21 protein-coding genes are annotated in these 21219 nt (G+C 73.1%); 13 read left to right on the top strand and 8 right to left on the bottom strand.

All coding sequences use genetic code 11. The features are described from left to right. Window positions 1-4 precede the first annotated feature (4 nt). Entirely contained in the window at window positions 5-1528 is a 1524-nt protein-coding gene (locus tag ABZU69_RS14680) for an aminotransferase class V-fold PLP-dependent enzyme (RefSeq protein ID WP_354964836.1), read from the top strand. A 105-nt stretch (window positions 1529-1633) separates the two neighbouring features. Here ABZU69_RS14680 and ABZU69_RS14675 read toward each other — a convergent pair whose 3' ends face one another. The 5 genes from ABZU69_RS14675 to ABZU69_RS14655 form a co-directional block, all read right to left on the bottom strand. After that, a complete protein-coding gene (locus ABZU69_RS14675; RefSeq protein ID WP_354964835.1) occupies window positions 1634-2479 on the bottom strand; it encodes a hypothetical protein in 846 nt (281 codons plus the stop codon). After that, complete coding sequence (locus ABZU69_RS14670) at window positions 2480-3025, bottom strand: SigE family RNA polymerase sigma factor (protein WP_354964834.1); 546 nt, start codon at window positions 3023-3025, stop codon at window positions 2480-2482. A gap of 110 nt (window positions 3026-3135) precedes the next feature. Then, the gene (locus ABZU69_RS14665; protein ID WP_354964833.1) at window positions 3136-4053 is read right to left on the bottom strand and encodes a hypothetical protein; all 918 of its coding nucleotides are present in this window, start codon (window positions 4051-4053) and stop codon (window positions 3136-3138) included. A gap of 219 nt (window positions 4054-4272) precedes the next feature. Beyond that, window positions 4273-5496 (bottom strand): hypothetical protein, encoded by a 1224-nt coding sequence (locus ABZU69_RS14660; protein ID WP_354964832.1) that lies wholly within the window; start codon window positions 5494-5496, stop codon window positions 4273-4275. Further along, window positions 5489-6049, bottom strand: a complete 561-nt coding sequence (locus tag ABZU69_RS14655) for a SigE family RNA polymerase sigma factor (protein WP_354964831.1) — start codon at window positions 6047-6049, stop codon at window positions 5489-5491. The genes ABZU69_RS14660 and ABZU69_RS14655 overlap by 8 nt, the downstream gene beginning before the upstream one ends. Before the next feature lie 231 nt (window positions 6050-6280). On the opposite strand from ABZU69_RS14655, the gene ABZU69_RS14650 reads away from it, so the two are divergent. Both ABZU69_RS14650 and ABZU69_RS14645 read left to right on the top strand, forming a co-directional pair. Then, on the top strand, window positions 6281-6862 hold the full coding sequence (locus ABZU69_RS14650) for an NADH-quinone oxidoreductase subunit B family protein (protein WP_354964830.1): 582 nt from the start codon (window positions 6281-6283) through the stop codon (window positions 6860-6862). An 87-nt stretch (window positions 6863-6949) separates the two neighbouring features. After that, on the top strand, window positions 6950-8266 hold the full coding sequence (locus ABZU69_RS14645; protein WP_354964829.1) for a DUF2252 domain-containing protein: 1317 nt from the start codon (window positions 6950-6952) through the stop codon (window positions 8264-8266). A gap of 16 nt (window positions 8267-8282) precedes the next feature. On the opposite strand, the gene ABZU69_RS14640 is transcribed toward ABZU69_RS14645, so the two are convergent. Next, window positions 8283-9329 carry a glucose 1-dehydrogenase gene (locus ABZU69_RS14640; RefSeq protein ID WP_354964828.1) on the bottom strand — a complete coding sequence of 349 codons (1047 nt, stop codon included), beginning with the start codon at window positions 9327-9329 and terminating at the stop codon, window positions 8283-8285. 116 nt (window positions 9330-9445) lie between these two features. On the opposite strand from ABZU69_RS14640, the gene ABZU69_RS14635 reads away from it, so the two are divergent. Beyond that, entirely contained in the window at window positions 9446-10264 is an 819-nt protein-coding gene (locus tag ABZU69_RS14635) for an NADH-quinone oxidoreductase subunit C (protein ID WP_354964827.1), read from the top strand. Next, window positions 10264-11226 carry a complex I subunit 1 family protein gene (locus ABZU69_RS14630; RefSeq protein WP_121656084.1) on the top strand — a complete coding sequence of 321 codons (963 nt, stop codon included), beginning with the start codon at window positions 10264-10266 and terminating at the stop codon, window positions 11224-11226. The genes ABZU69_RS14635 and ABZU69_RS14630 overlap by 1 nt, the downstream gene beginning before the upstream one ends. Before the next feature lie 90 nt (window positions 11227-11316). On the opposite strand, the gene ABZU69_RS14625 is transcribed toward ABZU69_RS14630, so the two are convergent. Further along, on the bottom strand, window positions 11317-12336 hold the full coding sequence (locus ABZU69_RS14625; protein ID WP_354964826.1) for a glutathione S-transferase C-terminal domain-containing protein: 1020 nt from the start codon (window positions 12334-12336) through the stop codon (window positions 11317-11319). A 174-nt stretch (window positions 12337-12510) separates the two neighbouring features. Between ABZU69_RS14625 and ABZU69_RS14620 the strand changes: the two genes are divergently transcribed. Beyond that, a complete protein-coding gene (locus ABZU69_RS14620; protein ID WP_354964825.1) occupies window positions 12511-12939 on the top strand; it encodes an ester cyclase in 429 nt (142 codons plus the stop codon). Here ABZU69_RS14620 and ABZU69_RS14615 read toward each other — a convergent pair. Further along, entirely contained in the window at window positions 12920-13495 is a 576-nt protein-coding gene (locus tag ABZU69_RS14615; RefSeq protein ID WP_354964824.1) for a Uma2 family endonuclease, read from the bottom strand. The two genes, ABZU69_RS14620 and ABZU69_RS14615, sit on opposite strands and share 20 nt — an antisense overlap. Window positions 13496-13591: 96 nt before the next feature. On the opposite strand from ABZU69_RS14615, the gene ABZU69_RS14610 reads away from it, so the two are divergent. The 7 genes from ABZU69_RS14610 (at window position 13592) to htpX (ending at window position 21219) form a co-directional block, all read left to right on the top strand. Beyond that, entirely contained in the window at window positions 13592-14200 is a 609-nt protein-coding gene (locus ABZU69_RS14610; RefSeq protein WP_354964823.1) for an NADH-quinone oxidoreductase subunit I, read from the top strand. Between the two features lie 40 nt (window positions 14201-14240). Further along, a complete protein-coding gene (locus ABZU69_RS14605) occupies window positions 14241-14804 on the top strand; it encodes an NADH-quinone oxidoreductase subunit J (protein ID WP_354964822.1) in 564 nt (187 codons plus the stop codon). Continuing rightward, window positions 14801-15187 (top strand): NADH-quinone oxidoreductase subunit NuoK, encoded by a 387-nt coding sequence (gene nuoK / locus ABZU69_RS14600; RefSeq protein WP_354964821.1) that lies wholly within the window; start codon window positions 14801-14803, stop codon window positions 15185-15187. Before ABZU69_RS14605 ends, nuoK begins: the two co-directional genes overlap by 4 nt. Next, a complete protein-coding gene (locus ABZU69_RS14595; protein WP_354964820.1) occupies window positions 15184-17121 on the top strand; it encodes an NADH-quinone oxidoreductase subunit L in 1938 nt (645 codons plus the stop codon). The genes nuoK and ABZU69_RS14595 overlap by 4 nt, the downstream gene beginning before the upstream one ends. A 114-nt stretch (window positions 17122-17235) precedes the next feature. Next, window positions 17236-18744 (top strand): NADH-quinone oxidoreductase subunit M, encoded by a 1509-nt coding sequence (locus ABZU69_RS14590; protein WP_354964819.1) that lies wholly within the window; start codon window positions 17236-17238, stop codon window positions 18742-18744. After that, window positions 18741-20231, top strand: coding sequence for a proton-conducting transporter membrane subunit (locus ABZU69_RS14585; RefSeq protein ID WP_354964818.1), 1491 nt, complete (start codon window positions 18741-18743; stop codon window positions 20229-20231). Before ABZU69_RS14590 ends, ABZU69_RS14585 begins: the two co-directional genes overlap by 4 nt. 112 nt (window positions 20232-20343) lie before the next feature. Then, on the top strand, window positions 20344-21219 hold the full coding sequence (htpX, locus tag ABZU69_RS14580) for a zinc metalloprotease HtpX (protein WP_354964817.1): 876 nt from the start codon (window positions 20344-20346) through the stop codon (window positions 21217-21219).

The raw sequence follows: 21219 nt of genomic DNA, 5'->3' as shown, positions 1-21219 counted from the left end.
GTCGATGATCGACGAGAACAGGGTGGGGGCTGGGGCGCTTTCCGCCGACGGGATGGCGGCGGAGGACGTTCTCGCCGAGGTTCGTGCGCTGCGCGCGGGTGACCGGCCTACGCACGGTGGGCGGTTGTTCGCCTACGTGTACGACCCCGCGGTGCCCGGCCTGGACGAGCTGGCGGCCGCCGCGCACCGCGAGAGCGCGCACGTCAACGGGTTAGACCCGACCGCGTTTCCGTCCCTGCTGGCCATGGAGAACGCGCTGGTCGCCGCAGCCGGCTGGGTGCTCGGCGGTGGGCCGGGCACGACCGCCCCGGACCTCGTCGGCAGCGTCACCAGCGGCGGCACCGAGTCGCTGATCCTCGCGGTCAAGGCGGCCCGGGACGCCCACCCGGAGCAGGCCGCGCCCCGGATCGTGGTGCCGGCGAGCGCGCACGCGGCGTTCGCCAAGGCGGCGCACTACCTGCGGGTGGCGCTGGACGTGGTGCCGGTCTCCCCGGACACGCTGCGCCCCGACCCGGCCGCGATGGCCGCCGCGATCCGCCCGGAGACGGTGCTGGTGGCCTGCTCCGCGCCGTCGTACGCGCACGGTGTGGTGGACCCGGTCGAGGAGATCGCCGCGGCGGCGGCCCGCGCCGGGGTGCGCTGCCACGTGGACGCCTGCTTCGGCGGCTGGACCCTGCCGTACCTGCGCCGCCTCGGCGAGCCGGTGCCGCCGTTCGACTTCTCGGTGCCGGGGGTCACCTCCATCTCGGTGGACCTGCACAAGTATGCGTACGCGCCGAAGGGCGTGTCGGTGCTGCTGCACCGTGACGCCGCCCTGCGCGCCCCGCAGTACTTCGCGTACGCGGACTGGCCCGGCTACACCATGATCAATCCGGTGATCGCGTCCACCCGCTCGGGTGGGCCGATCGCCGCCGCGTACGCGACCCTGCGGCACCTCGGCGACGCCGGATACCTGGCGTTGGCCGAGCGCACCCGGGACGCGGTGGCCGGGCTGGCCGCCGCCGTGCGCGGGGTCGACGGGCTGCGGCTGATGGCCGAGCCGGAGTCCACGGTGGTCTGCTTCACCGCCACCGAGGACGGGCCCGACCTGTTCGTCCTGGTCGACGAGTTGACGGCGCGCGGCTGGCACACCCAGCCCCAGCTGTCGTACGCCGGTCTGCCGGCGAGCGTGCACCTCACGGTGACCGCCGCGGTGGCGCCCCGGGTGCCCGAGTTCGGGCCGGACCTGAGCGAGGCGGTGGCGGCGGCGCGGGCGGCCGGGCCGGTCGCGCTGCCCCCCGAGTTGGCAGCCCTGGCCGGCGCCCTCACCCCGGACGCGTTGACCCCGGAGCTGGTGGCGGGTCTGGCCGCCGGACTGGGGCTGGGCGCCGAACCGGACGACGGCTCGGGCCCGGACGGCGAATCGAGCGCCGCGCCGCTCCCGGAGCGGATGGCGGTGGTGAACACGCTGCTCGACGCCGCTCCGCCGGCGTTGCGCGAGCGGCTGCTGGTGGAGTTCGTCGGCCTGCTGCAACGCCCGTCCTGGTGACCGGTGGGGTGGCGGTCAGCCCGCCACCCCAGGGTCGATCAGGCGCAGCCCGGCGAAAGCTCCGGCCGGCCTGCGCCGCCGGAGGACATCCGGCGGCGCGGCCAGTCAGCTGGCGGGCAGCTTCAAGTCGGTACGGGCCGTGTTGTCGTCGGACGAGCGGTCGGCCGGGAAGCTCCCGCTCACGTTGGCCCGCACGGTGAGCGCACAGCCGGTGAGGGTCCGTGCCGGTCCGCCCGGGGCGATGTTCACCGTGACGCCGATCCGGTACGACCGGGTACCGCCGGAGGGAATCGGCCCGTCGCCGGTGCAGAACATCGTCTTGAGGTCGTCGGTCTGGCCCTGATTGAAGCAGCCGCCGATGTTCGTGCCATTCAGGTCGATCGTCGCCTCGACGGGCAGCACCACGATCAGGTCACCAGCGTCGTATGCCCGGGTGCCGGCGTTGCCCATCGTGATGGTGAGTGATCCGGTGTAGCCGGCGTCGGACGGCCGCAGGGTGAGGGTGCGGGGGGCGCTGATCGACAGGTCGATGTATCGGGTCGAGGTCGGTGTGGGGGTGGGGCGGGAGTTGGTCGAGCCGGTGGGGGTGGGGGTGGGGGACCGCGTCGCACTCGGCGTCGCCGAACGGCTCGGCAGGAGCGTCGGCGATTCGCTGGGTGTGGGACCCGACGGGCTGCTCGGCAGGACCGAGGGGAGATCGGTAGCTGTCGGGCTGGCGATGACACCGGTGGGCGGCGGAGCGGCCAAGGGTCGGGCCAGGCTCACCCCGCCGATTGCGGCGGCGACCACCGCAGCGGCGATCCCCGGGGCCACCGCCCGGTTCCGAAGCCGGCGGTACGCCCGTCGACGCGGCACGTCCGGATCCGGTTCGGCGACCTGCCGGAGGCTGACGGTGTTCAGCTCGTTGAAGGCGGCCGACAACCGATCCGCTCGCTCGTTGCGCTGTTCCATCTAGTCCGCCCTCCTCTCGGTCGGGTCGTCGACCGTCGCGGGTTCGCGACCGGTGCGCTCGGGTTCGTGCTCTGCCAGGCAGTCGGCCAGTGTTGCCCGGGCTCGGTGTAGCCAGGACTTGACCGTGCCGGGGGCCACCCCGCAGTCCTCGGCGATCTCACCGACGGTCAGACCGGCCAGGTAGTGCAGGACCACCGCGCGCCGATGGTTGACCGGCAGGGTGGCCAGGGCGGCGGCGAGCACCACCCGGTCCGGACCTGGCCCGTTCACCACCTCCACCCGCTGCCGAAGGCTGAACAGCCGGGCGGTGCGCAGGCGGTGCCACCGGCTGATCGCGATGTTCCAGGCGACCCGGCGGACCCAGGCCACCGGATCGTCGTACCGGGAGATCCGGTGCCAACGGGGCCAGGCCCGACTGAACGCCTCCTGCACCAGGTCCTGCGCTTCGCTCATGTCTGCGACGAACGCGTACAGCTGGACCACCAGCGGCTGGAATTGTCGGCGGTAGACCTCGTCGAAGGTGGAGCCGTCGTCGTGCGCGGCCATCCCGCTCACCTCGATGTGCAGACGCGCGGGGGACGGCGCCGCATCGGGCGAGGTGGGCGTGCGCGGCCGCAGGAACACCTGCGGCCGCGCCCCAGCCGATGACATGTCCGTCAGCCGGCGGTGACGTCGAAGCTGGCGGTGTTGTCGGCCGGGTCGACGTCGGTCAGCACGTCGCCCCAGCCGAAGGTGGCGTCCAGCAGCACCGAGCCGGTGCCGAGGTCCCCGGGGGACACCTCGGCGGGTGCCTGGATCAGCAGCGAGACCTCTCGTTCCTCGCCCGGCATGAACCCGCCGCCGGCCACCAGGCAACTCGCCGAGCAGGCCTCGACGGGTTCGATGCCGACGATCCCGACCCCGCTCGGCAGCGTCGGGGTGAGCCAGTACCCGTCGTGCGGCGCGTCACCGGCGACCCGGACGGTCACCGGCACCCGGCCGAGCCAGCTCCCGTCTTCCTGACGCGTCAGGGCTGCGGGGCCGGCGGCAACCGCCGCGTCCGTGCTCGTGTCCCGCACGTACGGTCGAGGGGCGCGCAGCGAGCCGGTCGTCGCGCGGAACAGCGCGGCGAAGGTGGCCGTGTCGTTCTTCGGGTTCCGGTCCCCGGTCGTGACGCCGATCTGCCCACCGGAGGTGATCATCGGATACGGCCGGGTGGTGGTGAGCACCCGGAAGTCGACGGTGAACCTCCGTCGCTCGTCCCGTTGCAGCACACCACCCGGCACCTGGCAGTAGATCGTCCGCGCTGGCTGGGCCACGCCGTAGGAGCAGGGGGCGGCCGGGTCGAGTCCGGCGAAGGTGCCGGGGACCGGCTCGGTGATCGTCAGGTCGAGGTAGGACGCCTCGTTGCCGCGGTAGGTGACGGTCACCGGAAGGCTGCCCGCGTACCCCCGGTCGGTCGGCTCGAGCACCAGCCGCCCGACGGAGATCGCCGTGTCGCGTGGGGCGGCGACGGCCGTCCCGGGCAGACTGGTCAGCGCAACCGCCGTGCCCAGGGCGCCGGCCACGAGCCCGCGGGTGATGGTTCTGGTCATCTTCGTTGCTCCGTTCCCCGTAGTGCCGCCCCCCGTTAACCGGGTGGCGCTGATGCGAGCAAGACACCGGAAGAGCCCCGCGACGGTTGCGGGGGAGCCAACCGCCGAGCTGTCAGAAGCGCGACAGTTCATCGCCGCCAGCACGGGTCCGTCGGCCTGCTGCAACGCCCGTCCTGATGACCGGTGGGGTGGCGGTCAGCCCGCCACCCCGCCGACCGTTCACCGGTACGCCATCGTGTCCTCGTTGTTCCCGAGGTCGGGATCGATCAGGTAGTGCCCACCGGGCCCGGCTGCCGTGCCGCGCACCGTCGCCGTGCCCGGTGCCAGCTCGGTGCCCGGGGGCAGCCGCACGCCGAGGCGCACCGTCAGCTCGCCGTTCGCCTCGATCGGACCGAGTCGGCACAGCAGCGGGGGACGGTACTCCCCGACGTTCGGCCCGCAGCCGGACCAGGCGGGGCCGTCCGGCGCGAGGGAGGCCGGCAGGTCCAGTTCGAGGAGAACCTCGTCGGCGCGCCGGTCCCCGACGGCGCGGATCCGCACCTCGACGGCGCCGACCCGGGACCCGTCGGTGGGGTCGTCGGCCAGGACGAGGTCCTTCGCGGTCACCGCCAGGTTGGTGGAGTACGGGTTCGGGCCGAACGAAGTAGGACCCTCGACCTGCGAGAACCGCTCGCCCGTCCAGCGGTACCCGCGCCACTGCCGCTGGGACCACTCGCCCGGCCAGCCACCGCCCGGGTGCAGGTCGGCCACCTCCACTCGGACGGTGCCGTCGGAACGGCCGTCCAGCGCGGTCAACCACTGCGGCTTCTCGCGGCTGGTGGCCACCACCCGGCCGATCGTGACGATCCTGCCTGCCTCGTCCCGATCGAACGCGACGACCTGCTGCGGGCCACCGCTGCCGAACGAACACAGCAGCATGGCCACCGTCTCGGTCGCACCGTCGCCGTCGACGTCGGCGTAGTCGATCGCCTCGATGGCGTTCGTTCCCTCCTTGGCGATGCGCGGGTCGCCGACCAACCGGACCGTGTTCACCGGGCAGTCGGGTGGCCCTGATCGCCAGGCCGGCAGGTCCACCGGTGCGGCGACCAGTTGGGCCCGGCTGAGCCGCCCGTCCGGAGCCGTGGGCCGGGTGGGGCTGGCACTGGTCGTCGAGGGCGTGCCGACGGGGCTCGGTGACAGGCTCGACGTCGGGCTCGCGGTCACGCTCGGGGTGGGCGGCAGCGGCCCGGGTGCCGGGCCGGGGCGGTTCAGGGCCGCGTACCCGACTGCAGGGCCGCCCAGCAGCGCGACCGCCACCGATGCGGCCGTGGCGCGGTGACGCCGCCGCCGGCGGCGAACCGTCCGACGGACCTCCGCGGGCCCCGGCACCTCGATCTCGGCCAGCAGCACGCTGCGGTACCGGTTGAACTCCCCGGCGAGGTCGACGTTCTCCAGCTCAGGCACTTTCCGCCCCCTCCGTGGTGTCGCGCAGATACCCGGCGAGCGTCGTCCGGCTCCGGTGCAGCCAGGACTTGACGGTGCCCTCGGCGACCCGTTCCTGAGCCGCGATCTCGGCCACCGTCAGGTCGGCGAGATAGTGCAGCACCACGGCCCGGCGCTGGCGCGGCGGCAACTTCGCCAGCGCGACGTCGAGCGCCACCCGGTCCGGCGTCGGTCCCGCGACGTGCGTCTCCCGTTGCCGCAGCAGGTAGGCCTGCGCGGTGCGCAGCCGTCGCCACCGGTTGTGGCCGAGGTTCCAGGCCACCCTGCGGACCCAGGCCAGCGGGTCGTCGTAGCCGGCCAACCGATTCCACTGCGCGAACGCCTTGCAGAAGGCCTCCTGAACCAGGTCCTGCGCGTGGCCGCGGTCCCCGGTGTAGGCGGTGAGCTGGACCACGAGGCCCCGGTAGTGCGCGTGGTAGAAGTCGTCGAAGCTCATCTCGGCCTGATCGGGCCCGGTGTCCTGAAGGTGGTCCGGCGGGGGCTCACCCGCCCGAACGTCTCTCGTCACACTCACTCGCTCTCCCCCGTGGCGTACCGGCATCGGGCACCCCGACAGAGGTGACACACCGCGCCGCCGGGGAAGGTTGCGACTGCCGGGAAGCCGACTGTGCCACGGCTCACATCGATTGGGGCGGATCCACCCCCCGACGTGTCGGGGCAGGGCCATGGCCTGCGCCGAGCGGCCACCCGGTCGCGTTCGGTCGCTGTGGTTGACTGTCTGGTGGGGGACAGGAAGGGGACGCTCGTGCAGCTGCCGGCAGTGCTCGGCGAGCCGATCCGGTTCGTGCTGAACTGGGGCCGCCGCTACTCGCTCTGGGTCTTCAACTTCGGCCTGGCCTGCTGCGCGATCGAGTTCATCGCCACCAGCATGGGTCGGCACGACTTCATCCGGCTCGGCGTGATCCCGTTCGCCCACGGCCCCCGGCAGGCCGACCTGATGGTGGTCTCCGGCACGGTGACCGACAAGATGGCCCCGGCGATCAAGCGGCTCTACGACCAGATGCCGGAGCCGAAGTACGTCATCTCGTTCGGCGCCTGCTCCAACTGTGGTGGCCCCTACTGGGACTCGTACTCGGTGACCAAGGGCGTCGACCAGCTCATCCCGGTCGACGTCTACGTGCCCGGCTGCCCGCCCCGGCCGGAGGCGCTGCTGCACGGCATCCTGCGCCTCCAGGAGAAGATCGCCGCCGAGCAGTCCGGCGTCGGTGGGGTGTCCCGCCCGGATCTGCTCGCCCCGCCGGTCGACGCGCCGCCCCGCGACGGCTCCGCCCCGCGCTCCGTCGACTCGCTCACCGCCCCGCCGGTCCGCCCACCCGCCGCCGGCTGACGTCCGCACCGGCATCGGCCCGTCGGCCGAGCGGACCAGTCGGTCGTCCGACGCCCCGGGTGGTCCGGGCGAGCTAGCCTGCGCACCATGAGCAACTCGGTGGACCAGCGGTCAGCCCACATCGTCGACGTGCTGACCGAGGAGTTCGGCGCGTCCATGGCGATCGACCCGGCCGCCTTTCGCCGCAAGTTCCGCAAGATGGCCGCCTCACCCTTCGCCTTCTACCGGGGCAGCGCCGCCCTGTTCTACGCCGACCAGCGCGGCGACTGCGCCGACGACCGGTTCCTGGACGAGCGGACCAGCCGGGTGTGGATCCACGGTGACCTGCACGCCGAGAACTTCGGCACCTACATGAACGCGTCCGGGCAGCTGGTGTTCAACGTCAACGACTTCGACGAGGCGTACGTCGGGCCGTTCACCTGGGACCTGCGACGGTTCGCCGCCAGCGTCGCGCTGCTCGGCTACAGCAAGGCGCTCTCCGACACGGTGATCGGCGAGCTGGTGGCCGGCTTCGCCGGGTCGTACCTGACCGAGCTGCGGGCGATCGCCGCCGGCGGGGACGACGCCATCGGCTCGATCACCCTGGACAACGCCGACGGGGTGCTGCGCCGGGTGCTCCAGCAGGCCCGGCTGAACACCCGGGTCGACCTGCTCGCCGAGCAGACCACCGTCGACAACTACGAGCGGCGCTTCTCCGTCGGCGACGGGGTCTTCGAGGTCGACGGGGACACCCGCGCCAAGGTGCTCGCCGCCTTCGAGGAGTACTTGGGCACGCTGCCCGCCGCCTCGGCCCGGCTGCGCCCGGTGGCGACGCGGATCAAGGACGTGGTGCTGCGCAAGGGGGTGGGCATCGGCTCGGCCGGGCTGCCGTCGTACAACCTGCTGCTGGAGGGCCACACCCAGGCACTGGAGAACGACGTCGTCATCTACATGAAGCAGGCGCAGGTGCCGGCGGTGACCCGGTACGTGTCCGACGAGTCGGTGCGCGGCTACTTCCAGCACCAGGGCCACCGGACCGCGGAGTCGCAGCGGGCGTTGCAGGCGCACGCCGACCCGTGGCTCGGCTTCACCGAGCTGGACGGGGCCGGCCAGCTGGTCGCCGAGGTCTCCCCGTACGCCGCCGACCTGGACTGGTCCGACGTCAACGAGCCGGAGGAGCTGACCGGGGTGCTCGCCGACCTCGGCCGGGCGGTGGCGCGGATGCACTCCGTCGCCGACGACGAGTCCAGCCACGACCTGGTGGACTACTCCACCGAGGAGGCGATCGTGGCCGCCGTGGAGACCGACGAGCGGGGCTTCGTCACCCACCTGGTGGAGTTCGCGCACGCGTACGGGGTGCGCGCCCGGCAGGACCACCAGCTCTTCGTGGACCTGTTCCGCAACGGCCGGCTGCCCGGCATCTGACCGGCCCGCCCGCCGCTCAGACCCCGAACTCCAGCACCACCTTGATGTCGTCCGGCTCTGCGGTGTACGCCTCGGCGTACCGGTCGACCTGCACGCGCCGGGTGAGCAGCGACTCCAACCAGGGCTGCTCGGCGCGGCTGAGCGCCTGAGCGGCCATGCTCCAGTGCCGGCGGTTGGCGTTGACCGAGCCGAAGACCACGTTGTTCTCCAGGACCAGCGCCCGGTTGAGCGCGCCGGCGTCGAAGTCGATGCTCCGGCCGCCGCTGGACACCCCGGCCAGGCAGACGATCCCGGTCTGGCCCGCCTTGCACATCACGTCGAGGACCACGGTCGGGGCGCCGGTGCACTCGACCACCACGTCCGGCTCGAAGGGCAGGTCGTTGACCGGCACCGTGTGGTACGTGGCGCCCAGCGCCGCGACCAGCTCCGGCTTCGGCCCCGAGGTCGCCCGGTCCAGCACGTGCACGGTGAGCCCGCGCTGGGTGGCGAGGAGCGCGGCCAGCAGCCCGATCGGCCCCGCCCCGGTCACCAGGACCGTCTGCGGCTGCCACTCGGCCCGGTGCCCGATCCGCTCGATGTGGTCCCACGCCTTGGCCACCACGCTGGTCGGCTCGAGCAGCACGCCAACCCGCGCCAGCGCCGGGTCGAGCCGGACCGCGAACCGGGGCTCGATCCGCCAGCGGTCGCGGGCGAACCCCGGCAGCGCCTTGATGCCGTGCTCGGTGAACTGCCCGTTGCGGCACATGTCCCACTCGCCGGCCGCGCAGTTGGGGCAGGGCACCGGGTCGGGGTGCCGGACGATCCCGGCCACCAGGTCACCGGGTTGAAAGGCGCCGCTCGGGTCTTCCAGCACCCGGCCCAACGACTCGTGTCCGATGATCAGGCGGTCCGAGCCGGGCGGCGCCTCGCCGTACTGCCCATCGATGATCTCGTGGTCGGTGCCGCAGATCCCCACCGCCAGCGCCTGGACCAGGACGGCGCCCTCCCCGGGCGCCGGCTCGGGCTGATCCTCGATGAGGCTCAGCGAGTTGGCGGTTCCGGGTTTCACGGTGACAGCGCGCACGCCCTCATCTTTCCCCGCCCAGCACCGGGCCGCCCCCCAAAGCCGGCAGATCGGCGGGCACCTCGGCTCCACTCGGCCCGAACGGCGACTTCCACACAGGCCCTAGGATCAGCGGCATGACTCCCGAAGAGGTCGGCGCTCGGCTGGTCGCGCTGCTCGCGCCGGTCGAGGCGACCCCGTCGGTCTCCGGCGGGCAGCGGTACGCGCGGGCCACCGTCGATGTTCCGCCGGGGAGCTGGCCGGACGCGCTGCGCGCCGCCCGCGACGACACCGAGCTGGCCTGCGACTTCTTCGACTGGCTCTCCGCCGTGGACGAGCTGGCCGAGGGCTTCGACGTGGTGGCGCACCTCTGGTCGACCCGGCTGCGGCGCGGCGTGTTGCTGCGTACCCGGCTGCCCCGCGGCGCGGCCACGGTGGCGTCGGTGGTCGATGTCTACCCGGGTGCCGCCTGGCACGAGCGGGAGACGCACGAGATGTTCGGCATCGGCTTCGACGGCCACGGGGAGCTGCGACCGCTGCTGCTGCCGCCGGAGTTCGAGGGCCATCCGCTGCGCAAGGAGTTCGTGCTCGCCTCCCGGGTGGCCAAGCCGTGGCCGGGTGCGAAGGAACCGGGCGAGTCCGAGGCCGGCGGTGGCCGCCGACCGATCCGCCCGCCGGGCGTGCCCGCTCCGGGCGAGTGGGGCACCACGCCCACCCCGGCCGGGGCGGGCGGGGCGGGGGAGGGTCCGCGCGGCGGCACCCCGGCCAGACCGGCCGGTGAGCGGCCGGCGCGGCCTGCCCCGGGGGCCCGTCCGGCGCGTACTCCCCGACCCGCCGGCACCGCCGACGGCCCGGCCGCGCCCGACCAGGCCGCGCCCGGCGGGAGCCCGGGCGGTCCGGTCGCGGACCCGCCGGCCCGCGGCGACCGGACCGACGACGACGGGGGTACGGCCTGATGCCGCTCTGGGTGGAGCTGGTGCTGCGGGTGGGCGGCGTGCTGGTCGCGTTCCTCACCCTGCCGTTGCTGGTGGGGCAGGCCGAACATAAGGTGATGGCGCACATGCAGGGCCGGCTCGGCCCGATGTACGCGGGCGGCTTCCACGGCTGGGCGCAGCTCGTGGCCGACGGGGTCAAGTTCGTGCAGAAGGAGGACATCACCCCGCGCGAGGCGGACCGGGCCGTGTTCCGGCTGGCGCCGGCGGTGGCCCTGGTGCCCTACCTGCTGGTGCTGCTGGTCATCCCGCTCGGCCCGAACGACCTGGTCGGGCAGCCACTGGACATCGGCCTGTTCTTCGTGCTGGCCGTGGTCGGCGTCGGGGTGGTGGCGGTGCTCATGTCGGCTTGGGCGTCGGCCAACAAGTACAGCCTGCTCGGCGGGCTGCGCGGGGCCGCCCAGCTGCTCGGCTACGAGCTGCCGCTGGTGCTGGCCGCCGCCTCGGTGGCGATGGCGGCGGGCACGCTCAGCCTCTCCGGCATCGTCGCGGCGTGGCAGCCGTGGTGGCTGCTCTGGCAGGCACCCGCGATGATCATTTTCTTCGTCGCCGGCCTGGCCGAGATCCGCCGGCCCCCGTTCGACATGCCGGTGGCCGACTCGGAGCTGGTCTTCGGGTACATGACCGAGTACACGGGCCTCCGCTTCGCGTTCTTCCTGCTCGCCGAGTACGTCGGCATCGTGGTGATCGCCGCGCTGACCACGGTGCTGTTCCTCGGCGGCTGGCAGGGCCCGTTCGCCGACGACCAGCTGGGCTGGCTCTGGACCCTGCTCAAGGTCTTCGCCGTGGCGTTCGTGATCATCTGGCTCCGGGTGTCCTACCCGCGGCTGCGCGAGGACCAGCTCCAGCGGCTCTGCTGGCTGGTGCTGGTGCCGGCCTCCCTCGCGCAGCTGGTCCTCACCGCGGCCGTCCGCATCGCCCTCTGACCGCGAAGGAAGGGCACCTTGTTAACGCCTGCGGTAGAGCAGGGGCCCCTTCTTAACGGTTGAGGAAGGGCCGCAGCTGAGGCAGAGCGGTCAGCGCAGCGGGGTGTGCGCGGGGTCGACGGGCTCGGCCGGCGGCGGTGGCGGCGTGCCGTCGCCGAAGGGACGGCCACCCAGCGCTTCCCGGCCGTGCGGGGTGATCCAGTTGGACAGGTCGGGGCCGAGGGGGACGATCCCGGTCGGGTTGATGTCCCGGTGCACCTCGTAGTAGTGCCGCTTGATGTGGTCGAAGTCGATGGTGTCCCCGAACCCCGGAGTCTGGAACAGGTCCCGGGCGTACGCCCAGAGCACCGGCATCTCGCTCAACTTCTGCCGGTTGCACTTGAAGTGGCCGTGGTAGACCGGGTCGAAGCGGACCAGCGTGGTGAAGAGCCGCACGTCGGCCTCGGTGATGGTGTCGCCGACCAGGTAGCGCTGGTTGGTCAGCCGCCCGGACAACCAGTCCAGCCGGTCGAACAGCCGGTGGTACGCCTTGTCGTACGCCTCCTGGCTGCCGGCGAAGCCGCACCGGTAGACGCCGTTGTTGACGTCCCGGAACACCACGTCGTTGACCTCGTCGATCTGCGCCCGGAGGTGGTCGGGGTAGAGCTGCGGCGCGCCCTCGCGGTGGTACGGGCCCCACTGCGTGGACAGGTCGAGGCTCATCTGCGCGTAGTCGTTGGTCACCACCTGCCCGGTCGGCACGTCGACGATCGCCGGCACGGTGATGCCCCGCTCGTAGCCGGGGAAGCGCTTGAAGTACGCCTCCTGGATGCGCTCGATGCCGAGCACCGGGTCCCGGCCGTCCGGGTCGAGGTCGAAGGTCCAGCTGCGAGCGTCGTGGGTGGGGCCGGCCACCGCCATCGAGATGGCGTCCTCCAGACCGAGCAGCCGCCGCACGATGATCAGGCGGTTGGCCCACGGGCAGGCGCGGCTGACCGCCAGCCGGTACCGGCCCGGCTCCACCGGGTAACCGTCCCGCCCGTCCGCCGTGATCCGGGTGGCTATGTACCGCTGGTCCCGGGTGAACTCACCGCCCGGCTCGACGTACTTCCCGCCTGTTTCCTCGCCCACGTCGCCCTCCCGGTCCGGAATCGTCTTCGGTTCCCATCCTCGCTGATCTCCGGCCCGCCGGCTCGCAGCTGCCCAACCTGACCGCCGGTCCCACGTCCCGATCCGACCGCGGCTGCGGTCCCGCGTCCCGGCCGGGACCGGGCCCGGTGCGACGGCGCCGGTTAACCTGCCGGCATGACGGATGTGGAGGCGGCGGCCCGGCGTTTCATCGCCGATGTGTGGAACGCCCGCCGGGAGGAGTCCGCGTACGAGCTGATCGCCGAGGAATGCCCAGGGCTGGGCGGCACCGGGCCGGAGGCGACGCTGGCCTGGCACCGGGAGCGGCGGGCGGCCTTCCCGGACCTGCGCTACAAGATCGTGGACGTGGTGGCCGCCGGCGAGCGGGTGGCCGTGCACTGGCGGGCGGCCGGCACCCAGGCGGGGCAGTTCGGGCCGGTGCCGCCGACCGGGCAGGTGGTCAGCTACTCCGGGGCGACGTTCCTGCGCTTCGACGCGGCGGGCCGGATCGTCGAGGTGTGGAGCTGCAACGAGCTGTTCCAGCTGCTCCAGCAGCTGGGCGTCGAGATGCTCCCACCGACCGTCGTCAGCGGGCCCGGGGCGTGATTCGCTCCAGCGGGATGTCCATCTCCCACGGCTCCGGCACCAGAATGCCGTCAGTGAGTTGTGCCTGCTCGACGTAGACCTGCTTCATCGCGTCGAGCTTGTGGGTGTGTACGACGATGCCGGCCTCGGTCTCTATCCGCCAGAGGTAGGGGATGTCCGCCTCGGCGTAGAGGGCCGGTTTGAGTACCCGATCGATGCTGCGGGACCCTTCCGAGACGATTTCAACCACCAGAAGAACCTGGTCCGGTAGATAGTGCGACGGATTCCGCTCTGCGGCGTCGAGGTAGGTGACCAGCAGATCAGGGATGAAGGAACGCTTCCGTGAGATGCGTACCTCGACGCCCTGGGTGACGTCGAAATCGCGTGGGCAGCTCTCCAGCATGGCCGAGCCCAGCATGAGCGCGATGGACTGATGGAGTCGCGTGGGGGAGGGCGACATGAGCAGGTTTCCGTCCAGAATCTCGGGGCGAGGCCTGCCGTCGTTGGGCAGGGCGTCCAAGGCGTCGGTTGTCCACTCGCCCGGCGGCGGAACGTCGTCGTGCAGCGCGGCGGTCATCGACGGGTCCTTTCCAGTGCGTTCGTTCTCCCCGCGACCACGGTACCGCCGCAGACCCACGGGTGGTGGTCGCGCGCGCGGGGGCCACAGGGCAGGATGGTCGACATGAGCGACCCCAGCGAGCACGGCGGCACCGAGCGTGGCCTCCCCGGCGCGGGCCTGGTGAAGGGGCTGGCGGTCACTCTCAAGACGATGACCAGCCGCTCGACCACCCAGCAGTACCCGGACGTCGCCCCCGAGCTGCCGCCCCGCTCGCGCGGCGTGATCGCGCTGTCCGAGGAGAACTGCACGGTCTGCATGCTGTGCGCCCGCGAGTGTCCGGACTGGTGCATCTACATCGACTCGCACAAGGAGGAGGTGGCGGTGCCCGGCGCCGCCCGCCCCCGCCAGCGCAACGTGCTCGACAAGTTCGACATCGACTTCTCGCTCTGCATGTACTGCGGCATCTGCATCGAGGTCTGCCCGTTCGACGCGCTCTACTGGTCGCCCGAGTTCGAGTACGCCGAGTACGACATCAAGGACCTGCTGCACGACAAGGACCACCTGGGCCAGTGGATGGCCACGGTTCCGCCGCCGCCGGCGCACGACCCGAACGGCGAGCCGGCCAAGGAGGAGACCGCCGCCGCGCGCAAGGCGGCCGCCGCACGTCCGACCCCGCCGGCGGTACGCCCCGAGCCCGGCGCCGACCCGGGTGCCGCGTCGTGACCGCGCGACAGTCGGCGCCCCGAGCCCGGAGGGCGGCCCGGTGACCGGCGCGGATCTGCTGCTGCTCGCCCTCGGCGCGGTGGCGGTCGGTGCCGGTGCGCTGGTGGTGACCACGAAACACCTGGTCCGGGCGGGGCTCTACCTGGTGGTCTGCCTGGGCGCGCTGGCCGGCGACTATCTCGTGCTCAGCGCTGAGCTGGTGGCCTGGGTGCAGGTGCTGATCTACGTGGGCGCGGTGGTGGTGCTGCTGCTGTTCGCGGTGATGCTGACCCGGGCGCCGATCGGCGCCTCCGACGACCTTGACCGGCCCGGCTGGCCGGCGGCGCTGATCGGCGGCGGCGCCGGGCTGGGGCTGACCGTCCTGCTGGTCGACGCCTACCGGTGGAGCACGGTCGCGCTGCCCGACGCGGGTACCGCGGAACGGTTGGGGGAGCAGATCTTCCGGTCGTGGGTGCTGCCGTTCGAGGTGCTCTCCGTACTGCTGCTGTCGGCGCTGGTGGGCGCGGTGGTGCTGTCCCGGCCGGATATCGGCCGGTCCGGCGCGGGAGCGGACGGCGCGGCAGCGCCGGACGGGGTGGACGTGACCTCCGGGGGGCGCCGGTGAGACCGGTCATCCCGTACGTGACCGCCGCGTTGCTGTTCGGCCTCGGCGTCTACGGCGTACTGCGCCGGCGTAACGCGGTGCTGGTGCTGATGGCGGTGGAGCTGATGCTCAACGCGGTGAACCTGATCCTGGTCACCGCGGACACCACCGCCCGCTCGGTGCTGCCGCACTCCGGTCAGGTCTTCGCGCTCTTCGTCATCGTCCTCGCCGCCGCCGAGATCGGGGTGGGGTTGGCGATCGTCCTTCAGCTCTACCGGCTGCGCGCCAGCGTGGCGGTGGACGAGGTGCAGTTGACCGAACCCGCCGAGTCGCCGCGGACCGCCGGTACGCCGGAGCCAGCCGCCGCCGGCACCGCCGGCCGGGACGCGGAGGCGGGCCGGTGACCGGGGTGCTGGGCGCGCTGCTGCCCGCCGTACCGCTGGCCGCCGGGCTCCTCGGCCTGCTGCTGCCGCCGGCCCCGCGTCACCCGACCACCGGTGTGGGCGGTGACGATCGGGCCCGGCGGGTGGCCGTCGCGCTCGGGGTGACCGGCGCGGCCGGCGCGCTCGCGCTGGCCGTCGCGCTGCTGGTCACGGTCGACGGACCCCGGGAGACGTCGACCACCTGGGTCGACCTCGGTGGGCTGACGGTGACCCTCGGCGTGCGGCTGGACGGCGCCGCCGCGCTGGTCGCGGTGGCGGTCGCCGCGGTCGCCCTGGCCGTGCAGGTCTACTCGATCGGCTACCTGCGGCGCGGCCCGCACGACGACGTCGACGTCGACCACCGCTACCCGCCGTACGCGGCGCAGATCAGTCTCTTCACCGCCGCGATGCTGCTGGTGGTGGTCGCCGGCGACCTGATCATGCTGCTGGTCGGCTGGGAGGTGATGGGCCTCTGCTCGTACCTGCTCATCGCCCATGACCGCCGGCTGCCCGGTGCGCCCGCCGCCGCGATGAAGGCGTTCCTGGTCACGCGGGTCGGCGACGTCGGGTTCCTGCTCGGCATCGCGCTGCTCGGCGTGTCGACGGGCAGCTTCCGGATCGCCGACGTGCTCGCCCACGACCACTCCACCGCGACCCTGACCGCGGCCGGTCTGCTGCTGCTGGCCGGGGTGGCCGGCAAGAGCGCGCAGTTCCCGCTGCACACCTGGCTGCCGGACGCGATGGCCGGCCCGACGCCGATCTCGGCGCTGATCCACGCCGCGACGATGGTCGCCGCCGGGGTGTACGCGGTGACCCGCCTCTATCCGCTGTTCACGGCCGCGCCGGTGACGCTGACCGTGCTCGGGGTGATCGGGTCGATCACCCTGCTGCTCGGTGCGCTCGCCGCCACCGCGCAGGACGACATCAAGCGTGTGCTGGCCTGGTCGACCGTGTCCCAACTGGGTTACATGACCGGCGCGCTGGCGGTCGGCTCGCCGTCGGCGGCGCTGTTCCACCTGTTGACCCACGCCGCGTTCAAGGCGTTGCTGTTCCTCGCCGCCGGCGCGGTGATCCACGCGGTGGGCACCACGCTGATGTCGGAGATGGGCGGGCTGCGCCGCAGCATGCCGGTGACCTTCTGGTGCACGGTGGTGGGCCTGGGCGCACTGGCCGGGGTGCCGCCGCTGGCTGGCTTCTGGAGCAAGGACGGCGTGCTGACGGTCGCCGAAGCCGCCGCCCGGGAGGGCACCGGCCCGGCGCCGTCCTGGGTGGGCTGGCTGGTCTGGCTGGCCGGGCTGGCCGGCGTCGCGATCACCGCCTGGTACGCCGGCCGGCTGCTGCTGCGGACCTTCTTCGGCGAGCCCCGGCTGCCGCTGCTCCGGCCGCACGATCCGCCGGCGGTGCTGCGCTGGCCGGTGCTGCTCCTGGCCGTGCCAGCCGCGCTGCTCGGCCTGGCCGGGTTCGTCGGGGCGTTCGCCGACCGGCTGCGGTTCGCCACCGTGCCGGTGGCGGGCGCGGAGGACGGCCTGGTCCACCTCGGGCCGGGGCTGCTGCTGCCGCTCGCGCTGCTGCTGGTCGGGGCGGGGCTGGTGCTGCTGGGCTGGCGCCAGGCCCCGGCCGCCGACCCGGCGGCCGCGCTGGGTCCGCTGCGGCCGGTCTTCGCCCGCGCGTTCCGGCTCGACGACGTCCAGCACGCCCTGGTGGTACGTCCCGTCCGCGCGCTGGCCCGGGCCGCGCGCACCGGCGACGAGGTGTTCGTGGACGGTGCTGTCGAGGGCAGCGGGCGGGCCGCGTCCGGCCTGGGCGCCGGGCTCGCCGCGCTGCACCGGGCGGCGCTGCCACGGGCCGCCGCCGGGGTGCTGGCCGGCGCGCTGTTGATCGGGCTGGCCGCCGCTCTGATCGGAGGGGTGCGGTGAGCGCGAGGAGTGAGCCGGTGTTGCGAGCCCCGCAGTCGCGAGCAGAGGCAGTCCGGTGAGCGCGAGGAGTGAGCCGGTGTTGCGAGCCCCGCAGTCGCGAACAGAGGCGGTCCGATGAGTGTCGGGCAGGTGTTGCTGGTCGCCGTCCTGGCGCTGCCGGCGCTCGGCGCGGTTGCGGTGGCGGCGACACCGCGGGACCGGACGGCCCGACTGGTCGGCACGGTGGCGGCGGCGTTGACCCTGCTGGCCGCGGTGCCGCTGGTGTTCGGCGGCCGGAGCTGGGTCGCCTGGTCGGCCGGCGCGCCGGCGGTGCGGCCCTGGCACCAACTGGACCTGCCCTGGGTGCCCGGCCTGGATCTGCGTTTCCACCTCGGCGTCGACGGCATCTCCTGGCCGCTGGTGGTGCTGACCGCGCTGCTCACGCTGTTGTGCTGCGGGTACACGCTGTGGCGGGTGCCGGCCGGCGGCAGTGGCCGAGCCCTGGTCGCGTTGCTGCTGGTGGTCGAGGTGGGCATCCTGGGCACCTTCCTCGCCCTGGACCTGGTGCTGTTCTTCCTCTTCTTCGAGGTCGTCCTGCTGCCGATGTACGCGATCATCGCCGGCTGGGGCGGCGCGGACCGGCGTCGGGCGGCCCGCAAGTTCGCGCTCTACACCCTGCTCGGCTCGGTGCTGCTGCTGGTCGGCGTGTACGTCGTGGTCGCCGCCGCGGGCACCGCCGACGTGGTGGCGCTGACCGGTGGCGGCGGATTGTCCCGGGGCACCCAGCTCGCCGCGTTCACCCTGCTCGCGCTCGCCTTCGCGGTGAAGAGCCCACTCTGGCCGCTGCACTCCTGGCTGCCCGACGCGCACACCCAGGCCCCCACGGTGGGCAGTGTGGTGCTGGCCGGGGTGCTGCTCAAGATGGGCACCTACGGCCTGATCCGGGTGGCGGTGGGGGTGGCGCCGGAGGGTGCCCGCTGGGCGGCGCCGGTGCTCGGCGTGCTGGCCGTCGCCGCGATCCTGGTCGGCTCGCTGGTCTGCCTCGCGCAGGACGAGGTCAAGCGGCTGATCGCGTACTCCAGCGTCGGCCACATGGGCTTCGTGCTGCTGGGCGTCGCCACGTTGACCACCACCGGCATCCAGGCGGCGCTGATCGGCAACGTCGCGCACGGCGTGATCACCGGCCTGCTGTTCTTCCTGGCCGGCGCGGTGAAGGACCGTACCGGCACGGGCAGCCTGTCCGAGCTGTCCGGGCTGCGGGAGACCGCGCCCCGGCTGGCCGGTCTGCTCGCGTTCGCGGCGATCGCGTCGCTCGGCCTGCCTGGGCTGGCCGGCTTCTGGGGGGAGGCGTTCGCGGTGATCGCGGCGATCCAGGTGGGCGGCCCGCTCTGGACCACCCTCGGTGTGCTGGCCGCGCTCGGCGGCGCGCTCACCGCCGCGTATTTCCTGCGGCTGCTGCGCCGTGTCACCCACGGCCGGCCGACCACCGCCGTCGGCGGGGTCGGTCCCACCCTGGCCGGGGCCGAGCTGACCGCGTGGGCGCCGCTGGTGCTGCTCGCCCTGGCCATCGGGCTGGCCCCGGCGCTGGTCCTCGGGGTCGCCGAGGCCCCGGTCGACGCCCTGGTGGGGGTGGTCCTCCGATGAACACGGTGCAGAGCGTGGACAGCGTGGCGCTGCTGCCGGCCTACCTGGCCGCCGGTACCGCCGTGCTCGTGCTGGTCACCGACCTGCTGCTGGCCCGCCCGCGGGCCACGGTCGTGGTGGCCGCGCTCGGGGCGCTCAGCACCGCCGTCGGTGCCGCCCTGGTCGGGGCGGGTGGCGAGCGGCGGACGTTCTGCGTCGGCGCCGACTGCTCCTGGATCTTCGGCGGCCGGGCCGCCCTGGTCGGCGCGGTGGTGGCGCTGCTCACCCTGGGCGTGCTCGGGTTGTCCGTGCCCGCGCTGCGGGCCGGGCGGTCACCGGTGGGGGAGTACTGCTTCCTGCTTGCCTGCTCGATGACCGGCGGCGTCGTGCTCGGCGCGGCCGGTGACCTCATCACCCTGATCGTCGCCCTGGAGACGCTTACCCTGCCGCTGTACGTGCTGGTCGGCCTGCGCCGGGGGAGTCTGGCCAGCGCCGAGGCGGCGGTCACCTTCTTCGTGGTCAGCGTCGTGGCCACCACGGTCGCCCTGCTCGGCGCGGCGCTGCTGTACGCGGTGACCGGCTCGCTGCACCTGGACCGGCTCGGCACGCTGCTCGCCGAGCGGCCGGAGCTGCGGGACCTGCCGCTGACCACCGCCGCGGTGGCGTTGCTGCTGCTCGGGCTGGCCTTCAAGGTGGCGGCGGTGCCGTTCCACGCCTGGGCCCCGGCCACCTACGACGGCGCACCCCTGCCGGTGGCCGCGTACCTGTCCACGGCGTCGAAGGTCGGCGGCGTGGTCGCGTTGCTCGCCGTGGTGCAGCGGTCGCTGCCGGCCGACCAGACCGGTCCGGTGCTGGCCCTGCTCGCGGTGCTCACCATGACCGTCGGCAACCTCGTGGCCCTGCGCCAACGGCGTACCGTCCGGCTGCTCGCCTGGTCCTCGGTCGCGCAGGCCGGTTACATCCTCGCCCCGCTGGGCGCGTTGGCGCTGGCCGCCGGCCGTACGGGCGAGGCACGGGATGCCGCGTACGCGGCCGCGGTGGCGTACACCGTCTTCTTCGTGGTCCTGGAGCTGGCCGCGTTCGCCGGGGTGACCGCCCTGCGCCCGACGGGTGCGGACGGCGGCACCCTGGACGACCTGCGCGGTGCGGCCCGCCGGCACCCGTGGCGGGGTGCGGCGCTCGGTCTCGCGCTGGTCGGCCTGGCCGGTCTGCCGCCCGGGTTGGCCGGGTTGTTCGCGAAGGTGACCGTGGTCCGGGCGCTGCTGGACGGTGGCGCCGCCTGGCTGGCGCTGGTGGTGGCGGTCAACGCGGTGATCGGGCTGGCCTACTACCTACGCATGACCGCCGCCCTGTGGGCGCCGACGGCGACGCCGGGCGTGGCGGTTCCCGGCGGTGCGGCGGCCGTACCTCTGGTGGGTGTGGTGGCGGTGGTGCTCGCGGTGGCCACGGTGGCTGCCGTGGTGCTGGGAGTCGCCCCGCAGTTGGTGCTCGACCTGGCCGGCCGTTGATCGCACCGGGCAGGTCTCAGTGAATTCTCAGCGTTGAGACGGATGGTTGGTGGGTACCGGGTTGTTGCACCGGTCAGCGGATCCCGGCGATCCGTGCACCGAAGGAGACATTGTGCACCACAACCGTCTGAAGACCGCCGCGCTGCTCGGCCTGCTCACCGCCCTGATCCTGGCGGTCGGCTACGGGTTCGGCGGCAGTGGCGGCCTGGTCATCGCCGTCCTCGTGTCTCTGGTCATGAACGGCATTTCCTACTTCTACTCCGACAAGCTCGCACTGCGCTCGATGCGGGCGCAACCGGTCAGCGAGGCGGAGTTCCCCGAGCTGTACCGGATGGTGCGGGAGTTGGCGGCCGAGGCCCGGCAGCCGATGCCGCGGCTCTACGTCAGCCCGACCGCGCAGCCCAACGCGTTCGCCACGGGTCGTAACCCACAGCACGCGGCGGTCTGCGTGACCCAGGGCATCACCGAGATCCTCGACTACCGCGAGCTGCGCGGTGTGATCGGGCACGAACTGTCGCACGTCTACAACCGCGACATCCTGATCTCCAGCGTGGCGGCCGGCCTGGCCGGCATCATCACCTTCCTGGCGAACATCGCCTTCTTCATCCCGCTGGGCGGTGGCGACGACGAGGACCGGCCGAACCCGGCCGTGCTGCTGTTGACCCTGATCCTGGGGCCGATCGCGGCCACCGTGATCCAGCTGGCGATCAGCCGGAGCCGCGAGTTCCAGGCGGACGCCTCGGGCGCCGAGTTGAGTCGTGACCCGCTTGCCCTCGCGAGCGCACTTCGCAAGATCGACGCCGTGGCGCGACGCCGGCCGTTGCCGGCACAGGGCCAGCTCACCAGCACCGCGCACCTCATGATCGCCAACCCGTTCCGGGGCGGCGGCGTGGCCGCGCTCTTCTCCACCCACCCGAAGATGGAGGACCGGGTCGCCCGGCTGGAGCAGATGGCCGCCAACTCGGGGCCTGTGCAGTTCCAGCGCTGA

Origin of the sequence: Micromonospora sp. NPDC005206 (assembly GCF_040608175.1) — a bacterium.
Taxonomy (GTDB): domain Bacteria; phylum Actinomycetota; class Actinomycetes; order Mycobacteriales; family Micromonosporaceae; genus Micromonospora.
The sequence above is the reverse complement of the archived record's forward strand: the minus strand, read 5'-3'. Positions and strand labels throughout refer to the sequence as shown.